This window comes from Aquiflexum gelatinilyticum (assembly GCF_024741135.1).
Taxonomy (GTDB): Bacteria; Bacteroidota; Bacteroidia; order Cytophagales; family Cyclobacteriaceae; genus Cognataquiflexum; species Cognataquiflexum gelatinilyticum.
Map to the genome: position 1 here is coordinate 76215 of NZ_JANSUY010000025.1, position 12659 is coordinate 88873.

Annotated in this window: 8 protein-coding genes; 6 read left to right on the top strand and 2 right to left on the bottom strand. The window is 43.3% G+C overall.

Going from position 1 to position 12659, the window contains the following annotated elements; genetic code table 11:
- Positions 1-53: 53 nt before the first annotated feature.
- From NU887_RS19655 to NU887_RS19670, 4 genes are all read left to right on the top strand, one after another.
- Positions 54-3923 carry an efflux RND transporter permease subunit gene (locus NU887_RS19655; RefSeq protein ID WP_258425098.1) on the top strand — a complete coding sequence of 1290 codons (3870 nt, stop codon included), beginning with the start codon at positions 54-56 and terminating at the stop codon, positions 3921-3923.
- Between the two features lie 149 nt (positions 3924-4072).
- A complete protein-coding gene (locus NU887_RS19660) occupies positions 4073-4465 on the top strand; it encodes a four helix bundle protein (protein ID WP_258425099.1) in 393 nt (130 codons plus the stop codon).
- Positions 4462-5973 (top strand): TolC family protein, encoded by a 1512-nt coding sequence (locus tag NU887_RS19665; RefSeq protein WP_258425100.1) that lies wholly within the window; start codon positions 4462-4464, stop codon positions 5971-5973. Before NU887_RS19660 ends, NU887_RS19665 begins: the two co-directional genes overlap by 4 nt.
- A gap of 274 nt (positions 5974-6247) precedes the next feature.
- Entirely contained in the window at positions 6248-7969 is a 1722-nt protein-coding gene (locus NU887_RS19670; protein WP_258425101.1) for an efflux RND transporter periplasmic adaptor subunit, read from the top strand.
- 8 nt (positions 7970-7977) lie between these two features.
- On the opposite strand, the gene NU887_RS19675 is transcribed toward NU887_RS19670, so the two are convergent.
- Positions 7978-9015, bottom strand: coding sequence for a PAS domain-containing protein (locus NU887_RS19675; RefSeq protein WP_258425102.1), 1038 nt, complete (start codon positions 9013-9015; stop codon positions 7978-7980).
- 118 nt (positions 9016-9133) lie between these two features.
- Here NU887_RS19675 and NU887_RS19680 point away from each other — a divergent pair, with 118 nt between their 5' ends.
- Positions 9134-9733 (top strand): hydrolase, encoded by a 600-nt coding sequence (locus NU887_RS19680; protein ID WP_258425103.1) that lies wholly within the window; start codon positions 9134-9136, stop codon positions 9731-9733.
- Between the two features lie 10 nt (positions 9734-9743).
- On the opposite strand, the gene NU887_RS19685 is transcribed toward NU887_RS19680, so the two are convergent.
- Positions 9744-10262 (bottom strand): DUF4494 domain-containing protein, encoded by a 519-nt coding sequence (locus NU887_RS19685; protein ID WP_241125132.1) that lies wholly within the window; start codon positions 10260-10262, stop codon positions 9744-9746.
- Positions 10263-10379: 117 nt separating this feature from the next.
- Between NU887_RS19685 and NU887_RS19690 the strand changes: the two genes are divergently transcribed.
- Positions 10380-12659: a patatin-like phospholipase family protein gene (locus tag NU887_RS19690; protein ID WP_258425104.1), complete on the top strand. Its 2280-nt coding sequence runs from the start codon at positions 10380-10382 to the stop codon at positions 12657-12659.

Genomic DNA, 12659 nt, shown 5'->3' on the forward strand with positions numbered 1-12659 from the left:
TTAATCTACTGAAATAAAGCAGATTATATAAATGGAGGTTAGTTTTAGAAACTATGCTTAATAAAACAATAAAATTCTTTCTTGAAAACAAACTGGTAACGGTGATCCTTTTGGTACTCGTAGTCCTTTGGGGAATTGTCGTTGCTCCGTTCAACTGGAACACCGGTTTCCTTCCCAATGACCCCGTTCCTGTGGATGCGATTCCGGATATCGGAGAAAACCAACAGATCGTTTTTACCGAATGGATGGGACGCTCACCCCAAGATGTGGAGGATCAGATTACTTATCCTTTGACGACATCTCTTTTGGGAATGCCTGGTGTCAAGACCATTAGAAGCACTTCCATGTTTGGGTTTTCTTCGATCTATATCATTTTTGAAGAAGACATCGAATTCTATTGGAGCCGTTCGAGGATATTGGAAAAGCTCAACTCCCTGCCTTCAGGATTATTGCCCGAAAGTGGGCAGCCCAAGTTGGGACCGGATGCCACGGGTTTGGGACAGGTTTATTTTTACACTTTGGAAGGCAGGGATGAAAAAGGGAATCCTGTCGGAGGTTGGGATTTGAATGAACTGAGAAGTATTCAGGATTTTTATGTGAAGTATGGACTTGCCGGGACAGCAGGTGTGGCGGAGGTTGCCACCATTGGCGGACATGTCAAAGAATATCAGGTTGACCTGGATCCGGTGGCTTTGAAAGCCCACAATGTCACCATGATGGAGGTAATGAATGCCATCAAGCAATCCAACCTGGATATTGGTGCCAATACCATGGAAATCAACCAAGTCGAGTACATCGTCCGTGGTTTGGGATATGTCAAATCCTTGGAAGACATCGAATTGGCGGTAGTGAAAGTAAGTAACAATGTTCCCCTTAGGATCAAGGACATTGCCAAAGTTAACATCGGTCCGGCGAGTAGGGCAGAAAGGGCGATCTTGGATAAAGGTGGCGCTGAAGCAGTAGGGGGTGTAGTCGTGGCAAGATATGGGGACAATCCGCTTCAGGTGATCGATGCTGTCAAATCCAAAATTGAAGAAATCACTCCGGGACTGCCAAGCAAAACCTTGGCCGATGGGACAGTTTCCAAAGTCACCATTGTACCGTTTTATGACCGCTCAGGGCTGATCAAAGAGACACTCAACACACTCAATGAAGCCATTATACTCCAGATACTCATCACGATCATTGTAATCATGGTGATGGTTTTCAACCTGAGAGCTTCGCTTCTGATTTCCGCTTTGTTGCCTTTGGCGGTGCTGATGTGCTTTATCATGATGAAGTATTTTGGGGTGGATGCCAATATCGTGGCGCTTTCAGGAATCGCCATCGCGATAGGGACCATGGTTGATCTCGGGATTATTCTGAATGAAAATATTCTCAGACACATAGAAGAATCCGGCGGTCAAAAAACCAAACTTCAGGTCATTTACGAAGCGACTACGGAAGTGGCCTCGGCGATAGTCACCGCGGTGATGACTACCATTGTGAGCTTTTTGCCGGTATTTACCTTGCAGGCAGCCGAAGGAAAGCTTTTTGGCCCATTAGCCTATACCAAAACTTTTGCGTTGATAGCGGCTTTGATTTTTACTTTGGTATTTATGCCGGCTTTTGCCCATTGGGTTTTTGGCACCAATGTCAAATCCAAGTCATACAAAAACATACTCAATTTCGCCTTGCTTTTGTTGGGCTTCGTCTTGCTCTTTTTCTTTGCCTGGGCAGGATTGGTATTGATTGCCTTTGCCATCAACAATCTGGTTCATTCCTATTTTCCTGAAAAAACACAGCACGGAAAATACAAAGAATGGATTTCCATGGCCATTGCCGTGGCGGCAGTTTCCGTTTTGTTGGCTGAAATGTGGCGGCCTTTGGGGCTGAGTCAATCCGTTTTTGTCAATTTTATTTTCATCGGGTTGGTGATTGGGCTGAACCTTGGCGGGTTTTCACTTTTCATCCGTTTTTATGCACCTATTTTGAAATGGTGCCAAGAAAACACGAAGACATTTCTTGTGATACCTGCCTTCATTATTTTCCTTGGGGCCAATATCTGGCTGGGATTTGGGAAGATTTTTGAATTCTCTGCCATTGGATTTGATAAAATCGGATGGAATATCAGGACATCTTCGCTTTGGTCGGGGATGACGCATACTTTTCCGGGGATGGGGAAGGAATTTATGCCGGCTTTGAATGAAGGATCATTTTTGCTCATGCCAACGTCCATGCCACATTCCGGGGTGGAGGCCAACATGCAGATCGTAAAGCAATTGGATATGTTGGTTCAGGCGATTCCTGAAGTGGAGATGGTTGTCGGCAAAGCAGGGAGGGCCGAAAGTCCGCTTGACCCTGCACCGATGTCCATGTATGAGAATATCATCAATTACAAAACCGAATACCTCCAGGATCAAGATGCCCAAAAATTAAGATTCAAGACCGATGGGGATGGTTTTTTCCAATTAAATATTGAAGGGAAAGACTATTGGTATGACCGTGTCTCGGGTACTATCTGGGATAAGGATTTCAATTATTTGGAAGAAAATAAAACCAAATCCATTGTCAAAGAAATCCAAAAGCACCTGATCCTGGATGAGAAAAGCGGCCAATACTTCCGTCAGTGGCGGGATCAGATTGAATCTCCTGATGATATTTGGGATGAAATCCAACTCAGGACCTCCGGTATTCCAGGCGTTACTTCTGCGCCAAAACTCCAGCCTATCGAAACAAGGTTGGTGATGTTACAGACCGGAATGCGGGCACCTATGGGCATGAAGGTCTATGGACCTGACTTGGAGACGATAGAAAATTTCAGCTTGGAACTCGAAAAACTGCTTCAGGAAGTTCCTTCAGTCAAAGCGGAAGCGGTATTTGCAGACCGGTCCTTGGGCAAGCCCTACCTGGAAGTGGATCTGGACCGGGTGGCTTTGGGGAGATATGGACTGAATGTCGCCGATGTGCAGGAGTTTATAGAAGTGGCGATTGGCGGCATGACTTTAAGCACCACTGTCGAAGGCCGGGAGCGTTATGCCATCCGTGCCAGGTATGCAAGGGAGTATCGGGATGACCCTGAGGCCTTGAAGAAAATCCTGGTCAACAGCCCCACTGGAGCTCAGATTCCATTAGGTCAAATTGCAGAAATTACCTACCGCCCCGGTCCGATGATGATCAGGGGAGAAAATACCTTTTTGGTCGGCTATGTGATGTTTGACAAAAGGGATGGGTATGCAGAAGTCAATGTGGTCGAAAGTGCCAAAAACCTGCTGGATGAAAAAGTAAGAACCGGTGAACTTGAGGTTCCTGCCGGGGTATCCTATGTTTTTTCCGGCAGTTATGAAAATCAGATCCGGGCCGAAAAGCGCCTTGCATTGGTTATTCCGTTGTGTTTGGCGGTGATATTCCTGATCCTTTATTTCCAATTCAAGTCCACGGTACTGACCATGATGGTCTTTACAGCCATCGCGATGGCTTTTTCCGGAGGATTTATGATGCTGTGGTTATATGGTCAGAATTGGTTTTTTGATTTCAGTTTCCTCGGAACCAATATGAGGGACTTGTTCCAAATGCGTACCGTCAATCTCAGCGTGGCGGTTTGGGTGGGTTTCATAGCACTTTTTGGAATTGCAACAGATGACGGAGTAGTGATGGGAACCTACCTGACGCAGAGTTTTGACAAAGTCAATCCGACAACTGTTCCTGAAATCCGAAAGGCAGTATTGGAAGCCGGATTGAAGAGGGTGAGGCCATGTCTGATGACTACCGCAACGACTTTATTGGCCTTATTGCCTGTTTTGACCAGCTCCGGCCGGGGATCCGACATCATGATCCCAATGGCCATTCCGGCATTTGGAGGGATGGCGGTGGCCTTGATTTCACTATTTATTGTTCCGGTTTTATATGGGAAGTATAGGGAAATAAGGTTGAAAAGGGTTTGATATTGATATTAATTGATATAGGATATTGGTGGATATTGATTTGGGGATCTGGGTATTCATTGTGATTTGAAAGGAAGATTGGATATTAATTGATATTGGATATTGGTGGATATTGATTTTAGGAACAAGCGTGATTAGGAAGAATTGATATGGAGGAGAAAAAAGAATATATAAAACTTGAGGATTTGGAGGTATATAAATTAGCCAGAGAACTATCAAAAATGGGATGGGCCATTTATTCAAAAATGACATGGCAGACAAGAAAGATCATAGGCGACCAGTTTATTGAATCCATAGATTCGATAGGGGCAAATATTGCGGAGTCTTATGGCCGATTTCATTATTTGGATAGGGTCAAGTTTCTTTACAATAGCCGTGGTTCTATGTTGGAAGCCATCAATCATTGGTTAAGCCTTATGGAGGAAAGGGAAATCATCTCAAAGGAAGAGTTTGCCAATTTTAAGTTGATTTCTGATAAGCTTTCCCTTAAACTGAATAACTACATTCAATCAATTTACAATTCAAAAAAAGAATTGAAATGAAAAAATTCAAAAGCATAAAATCCTTTAAGGAATGGTTTGAAGCCGGTCTTTCCCGCCAATATCCATCAATATCCAATATCTATAAATATCTGATGTTTGCTGCATTGATGCTCAGTGGAAAAGTAAATTCCCAGTCCTTGGATAACTACCTAGAAATAGCAATTGAAAACAACCCTGGGATAAGGGCTTCTTTTAAAGGCTACGAAGCTTCTTTGGAGAAGGTAAACCAGGCCAATTCATTGCCGGATCCGGAACTGAATGTCGGGTATTTTCTCAGACCGATGGAATTGCTTATGGGTAACCAAAGGGCAGAAGCTTCAGTCATGCAGATGTTTCCATGGTTTGGTATGCTCAAAACCCAAAAGGATGAAGCCACTTTGATGGCTGAGGCAAGGTACGAGGCTTTCAAAGAGGAGCGGAATAGGTTGATGCTGCAGGTGAAGGAGACGTATTTCCAGTTGCAACAACTTGAAAATACCATTGCCATCACCCAATCCAATCTCGAAATTCTTAAAAGTCTCGAACGGTTGGCCATCATCCGCTACCAAGGCGGAAATACCTCTGAAGCGGTGTCATCGGTAAGTTCGGCCGTCAGGAAACCTATCCAGATCCAATCTTCCGGAAGTTCTTCCGATGGCATGGGAATGGGAGGAGGCAGTCCTGCTGCTGGTACAACCCCATCCAGTCCTTCCTCAGGAATGAATGCCATGGGCGCCACCGGCAGTTCCGGCAAATTGACAGATGTACTCAGACTTCAGGTTCAGATCAAAGCCCTCCAAAGCGAACTGATCCAGCTGGAGGTCAACAAAAAACCTTTGATTACCAAATTCAACCAACTCTTGGGAGTCGAACAAACTGAAAAAATCAACCTTTCCGAGAAGTTTGAACCGATCAATATTGCCGGATTGGAAGAACTGATGTTGGAAGGAATTCTGACAAACAATCCCATGGTGCTGATGCTGGAAAAAGAAAGTGAAGCTTATTGGAAACAAGCCCAAATGGCCAAACTGGAAGGAAGACCGATGTTGGGTGCGGGTTTGAATTACATGGTTTTTTCTCCAAGACCCGAATCAGGAATAATTGGAGGAATGGATGGAATGGAATATATGCCATCCGGAATGGGCAACAACATGTTTATGGTTATGGGAACGGTGACTTTACCCATTTACAGAAAAAAATACAAGTCGATGGAAACGGAAGCAAATTATTGGAGAGAATCTGCGATCAAGCAAAAAGAAGATCTTCAAAACAGCCTGGCCACAGAATTTGAAAGTGCCATTGCCCAGCTCAAAGATTCGCAAAGAAAACTTGAATTGCTGGAAGAACAGATTGAACTGACCGAACAGACCATGGAGCTTTCCGTGACTTCTTATGCGACCGATGGAAGTTCCTTTGAGGAGATTCTGAGTATTCAAAGAGAACTCCTGAACTTCAGGTTGGAATTGCTCAATACCCAGATCGAGCAGCAATTGAACTACGCAAGGCTTGAAGTCCTTACAGGGATTTAAAGGATATTGATGGATATTAATTGATATTGAATATTGAGGAAATTAATAGATAATGGATATTGAAGATATTATTGGATACTGGATATTAAAGATTAATGATATTAGTTGATACTGGATATTTATTGATATTAATTCCGATACAAGAAGATTCTGAAAGTTAAAACCGCATCGGTCATCGGTCTTCGGACTTCCAACTTCCGTCCTGCTTGAAAATGAATAAAAGCTTGCTTTTAAAAAGCGCAAAAATAAAAATGAACATTGAATCATAAACGCCATGAATACAAGAAAAAATATCGTCATCATCATCTTTGGTTGCCTCCTTTTTGGAGCAATTTTCGGATGGATCATCAGAGGTGGAGGAGAGCCTGAAACGGAAAATCAGGAAGCGCTTGCCACAGACGGGGAAACCATCTGGGTATCCCCGATGCATCCCCATATCCGTCAAAACGAACCTGGCCAATGCCCGATATGCGGCATGGATCTCGTTCCGCTGTCACAACTCAGTGGTTCTACCAACGAATACCAGTTGGAAATGACTCCCGAAGCCATGGCGCTTTCCAAAGTCATGACGACCAAAGTCACCTCAGGCGCTTCTGCCTCGAGGCTGCAACTTTCAGGAAAAATCCAACCCGATGAGCAAAGGATCAAAAGCCTTACCTCCAATTTTGCAGGAAGGATAGACAAGCTTTTTGTCAATTTTACCGGTCAGGAAGTGACCAAAGGCCAAAAATTGGCGACCATCTACTCACCTGATTTGGTCAATGCCCAAAAAGAACTGCTGGAAGTGGCCAAGATCAAAGACCGTCAGCCGGCATTGTACCAAGCTGCCAAGGAAAAACTGCGCCTTTGGAAAATCTCGGAAGGGCAGATTGCGGAGATTGAAAAAAGTGGCGCCGTTCAGACGCAATTTGACGTCTATGCCGATGCTTCGGGAATTGTGAGCGCAAGGAATGTCTCTTTGGGGGAATTTGTCAGCAGGGGTTCTGTCCTGTTTGAACTCATGGATTTGAGTCAGGTTTGGGTAATCATGGATGCGTATGAATCTGACCTGGCCGGAATCAAAAAGGGTGATAACATCACTTTTCAGGCAGCAGCTTATCCGGGAAAGGAATTCACAGGAAAGGTAACTTTTATTGATCCGACTTTGAATCCCGAAACAAGGACAGTCGGAATCCGTGCGGAAGCTGTCAATACAGGCATGCAGCTGAAGCCCGAGATGTTTGTCAGTGCCACGATCAAAACGTCCGCTACAGCCAAGTCAGGCTTGATGGTTCCTAAGTCCGCCATCCTATGGACAGGGCCGCGGTCTGTGGTGTATGTGCAGGTGGGCAACAGCGAGTCCCCGGCTTTTGAAATGCGCGAAGTGACTTTGGGTGCGCGCTCGGGTGACGATTATATGGTGACCTCCGGCATCAGCGATGGAGATGAGGTTGTCAGCAACGGGGTTTTTGCGATCGATGCCGCAGCTCAGCTATCAGGAAAATACAGCATGATGCTGAGGCCTGAGGCCAAAGCTGTTTCACAGAATCAGGACGTCCCCGAGCAATTCCGTAAACAACTTACCGCATTTGTAAAAAGCTATTTTGCGATCAAAAACGCCCTTACTGTTTCCGATGTTGCTTCCGCCCAATCGGCGGTATCCAAATCCAAGGCCTCTTTGACCAAGGTAGAAATGGGTCTTTTGGATGAAAAATCACACGATGTTTGGATGGGATTGTTGAAACCGATCCAAGGAAGTCTGGACAAAATCCAAAGCACCAAAGACGTGGAAGTGCAGCGTTCCCATTTCGAAACACTCTCGGACAACCTGATTTCGGCAGTGGGTTATTTCGGAGTGGAGGAAAACACCGTTTATAAGCAATACTGCCCTATGGCATTCAAAGACAAAGGGGCATTTTGGCTGAGTGGGGAAAAGGAAATCAAAAACCCATATTTCGGAGAAGCGATGCTAAGTTGTGGGGAGGTGAAGGAGACTTTTCAACCCACAAATCCATAAAAAAACCCTTAAATCATCAATGCCTGATTTTCGGATTGGGGTGGGGTAATCTGCAGGCTGCTGGAGTCGGAGATGCTTTTTCTCAGTTCTTCGTCCAATTTTCTAGCTTCTGTTTTGATCATTTTGATAAAATGGGCAACTTCCATAGCTGATTTTTTGGGATCGATGATTTCCAATATCCCAAGGATATTGGCCAGTTTGGCGCGCATCAGGTGTGTTTGGTTAAAAGTCACCGTCGTTAGGTATTGGGTTTGTTGCCGGAAAAGTGATTCTGTTTTTTTTCTTTCAGAAATATCAAAGAAACAACCTGCCATCACCAAAGGATCTCCTTCAGGACTCCACTGCAGGACTTTGCCATAGCCCAATACCCAAATGTCTTTCTTATGTACGTTTTTGATCCTGAATTCGCAATGAAACGGATGTTTGCCATTACTCGAAAAATGCTCCTTCAAATTTTCTTCCACTTTGACTTTATCTGAAGGGTGAACATGTTTTTTCCATTTCACATTCTTTTGGCTTTTACTCTTTTGGATAGGGCTGTATCCAAAAACCTCATTCAGAGAAAGGCTCAGCTGATCGGATTGCTGTGCAATATCCCAAATCCAAAACCCGATCAGGTTTTCTTCAAGCAATCCTTCCATCAGGGAATTTTTTGCATGCAGGTCATTGATACTATCCGGAAACTGAACTGATTTTTCATTGACATTTTCTATGATGTGACCAAGTCCCAAAATCTCAATGCTTTCACTGTTGCCTGAGTTGATGGTAAACTCCCATTTGGTCCAATAAAAATCCAGCCCATCCGATTTAATCTTCCTTATGTCAAGCTTGAACTTCCTTTCTCCTTCAATCAGTGATTTTTCCAAGAGGGACTGATAATTTGAAAAGTCTTTGTAGTAGACCAATTCTGAAAAGGAGGAACCTTCTAAGGCATGATTCAAAAACCTTGTTTCTTTTTGAAGATGTTCATTGCTATCCAATATATTAGCATCCCTGTCCAGACAGATATAATAAAAGTAATCTGAATGCTTAAAAAAATCTTTCATGTGGCAAACGGGTAGATAGGTGGGAGATAATTTTGAAAGTTCAAAATCGTATTACAAATTACATAAATACTAATGTAAAAAGCAAAAAAATTGTTTTTAAATCATAAATCGACCCCTCATGGAATCTATATATTTATTAAACCGGCAAGAATTTGGTTCTGAATCGAACCTTGGACAAGTAATGACATTAGAGGAAGCGATGGAACTGTTGAGCCTTTGGGTCAAAAACGACAAGCTGCTTTTTCACATGAAGCAGGTGGGACACCTGATGAAAGCCTATGCTGCCTCAAAAGGTTATGACGAATCCATGCAGCACATGTGGCATTTGGCGGGTTTGCTTCATGATGCCGATTGGGACCAATGGCCTGATCAGCATTGCCGCAAAATCATAGAAGAATTGGAATCAAGGAATATCGATCCACGCATCATCCGCGCCATCGCCTGCCATGGACCGAGGTATTTTGGGGTAGAACCTGTGACCGAGATGGAAAAGATGCTCTATGCCTTTGATGAATTGTCAGGTTTTGTCCATGCCTACTCCCTGATGCGGCCACAGGGATACGAAGGAATGGAAGTCAGCGGTGTCAAAAAAAGGCTGAAAGACAAAACCTTCGCTGCCCAAGTGAGCAGGGAAGATATTGCCGATGCTTCAGAAAGGGCAGGAATACCCGTGGAGGATTTGATCAAGTTTGTGATAGCGAATCAGCTGAGGGCATAAAAAAAAAGGACTATTCGTCCTTTTCTTCATATTCTCTCAGTTCTGCCTGAACCTCCCGCAGAGGTTTTAGATTTTCGGGAATCGGTGGATTCAGTTCCTCGTCTTTTTCATAAGGGAACACTTCTATGATCGGACTTTCGGTCACTTCTGTCACCCTGAAAGAAACGAGCATGTTGTTCAGACTTTCAAAGATCCTTTCGTAAGCTTCCTTCACATCATGCGCAGTAACAATCATGAACTGTGTCACTTTCTTTTCTTTGCCGCTGTCGCCATCAGCTACGATATAGGTGATTTTGCATTTGTGCCAAATGTCGATATCCTCATAGAAAAACACATCTACAAGATTGCTTTTGCTGATATTGGTCACCTGAAAGTCTCCCCGGATGACAGAACCAAGCATGTCATAAATCCTCGCCTCAGCCTCTGTAAATGACACTGCATCTACCAGATATTGCTCGGAAACATTTTTGAGCAAGCCTTGCTCAGTTTCTTTGGCATATTTTACTTTACACAAAAACCAGGTTCTCATAATTCAATTTTTCAAATTCAGGGAGCGAAGGTAAGTGATATTGATAAAAGCCACAATCAAATTGGTGATTTAGAATTCATTTAAAATTACCCTATATTTTGGGAGAACAATTCGTATATGTGGGACAAAATCATCTATAGTTTTCCGATCCAGCTGTTGATTTTGCATCTGAAAAAGAATCTTTTTCTGGTAGCACTGTGGGTTATTTTGGCGATGATCATCCTGCAGCAGTTTGGGACAGTGCTTGGGATTCCATTTCTTTTTCTAGATCCTGAGTATCTGAATCAGGTCTCCTGGCAGGGCTTTTTTCTGGTAGGGGTGACGCTTGCAATCTTCACAATGTCATTCCATATGACGACATACATCCTTGATGGCTCCAAATTTAAATTTTTGGCGGTTGTCCCAAGACCTTTTATTCATTATTGTGTCAACAACTCCATCATTCCTTTCGCTTTTTATATCCTATACCTTGTCGCATTTATTTCATTTCAATTTGATAACGAGCACGAGGATAATACCATCATCTTGGTCTATTTCCTTGGTTTCTCTGCCGGAACATTGACTACCTACACCTTGATTTTCGTTTATTTTGCACTTACCAATAAGGACTTTTTCAAACTCTTTGCAGATAGTGTGGAAAAGAGACTTCGCAAAACCAAAATCCCGAGGGCCAATATGCTCAGAAGGATCAAGGAAAGTCAAAAAGCCAAAGACAAGGTTGTAGACTATTTGGACATAAGCTTGAGGTTTAGACAGGTCAGGCAGGACTTATCCAGGTTTGAAACACATCAATTGCTCCGTGTTTTTGACCAAAACCACCTCAATATGGTTCTGATTCAGATTGCATTGATCGGTCTGATTTTGATTTTGGGTTTGTTTAGGGAAAATCCATTTCTTCAGATCCCTGCAGCGGCAAGCAGTATTTTGCTTTTTTCGATTCTGACGATGGTGGTAGGCGCCTTGGCCTTTTGGCTGCGAGACTGGTCCACGCCAATTGTCATCGCGGTCATAATTTTTTTCAATTTCTTATCCGGTACAGAAATCTTCAACAGACCCCATGCTGCTTTTGGAATGAATTATGATTCCGAGCCTGCCATATATGACCTCGACCACCTTAAGGAAATGCTACATCCCGATAGCGTGGAAAAAGACAAAAACTATACGCTGCAGATTCTTGAAAACTGGAAAAGCAAATTTCCTCAGGATTCAAAACCCAAAATGGTTTTTGTCGCCACAAGCGGAGGAGGCCAAAGGGCAGCTTTGTGGACGGTAAGGGTCTTGCAGGAAGCAGAGAAGGTGAGTTCAAATCAATTTTTCAAACATACCCAAATGGTCACAGGAGCATCAGGTGGGGTGGTTGGTGCTGCTTTTTTTAGAGAACTTTACCTGCGAAAAGAAGAAGAAAAGCTCGACCTTTTTGATGCAAAATACCTCGATCAGATCTCTGCGGACAACCTCAATCCGATCATATTTACCTTATTGGTCAATGACTTACTGATCAGAAACCAATCCTTCGAATACAACAACCGCAAGTACCTCAAAGACCGGGGGTATGCATTTGAAAACCAATTCAATATCAATACCAAGGGTATTTTGGAAAAGAACATCGGTGACTATAAAATTCCTGAATTTGAAAGTTTGATCCCCATGCTTCCTGTGACACCTCTGATTACGAATGATGGAAGGAAATTGTACATTTCACCCTATCCAATGTCTTATATGGGGATTTCATTGGAAAGATCGGAAGGGAATGAAGAGAAAAGTCAGGGTATAGATTTTCAAAGGTTTTTTGCCCATCATGGAGCCAATCAGCTGAGGTTTATCAGCGCCTTGAGGATGGGGGCGACTTTTCCCTTTATTACCCCCAATATCCAATTACCATCCACACCAGGGATGGAAACCATGGATTCGGGATTATCTGACAACTTTGGCGTGCAGGATGCGCTTCGGTTTATGTATGTTTTTCAGGATTGGATCAAAGAAAATACTTCAGGGGTCGTTTTGGTTTCCATCAGGGACTCTGAGAAATTCTCTGAAATCCAACAAAAACAACCTCCCAAACTTTTGGAAAAACTTTTTACTCCAATTAAAAACATATACATCAATTGGGACAATGTTCAGACGTTAAACAATGAGGTATTGTATAACCGTATGAAAGAGACCGCACCTTTCCCTATCGAAAGGATTGAATTTGAATATTCCACCTTGCAATACCTGAAGGAAATGGGATTGGCGGATCAGGAAGGGGTTTTTAATCCAAATCAGCAGGAGATTCTCAGGGCCTCACTGAATTGGAGACTTACGGCGAGGGAGAAAAAATCCATCATTGACAATATTTACAGCTACAAAAACCAAATGGCACTGGAAAGACTGAAAAATGTAATGTTCTTAGAATAA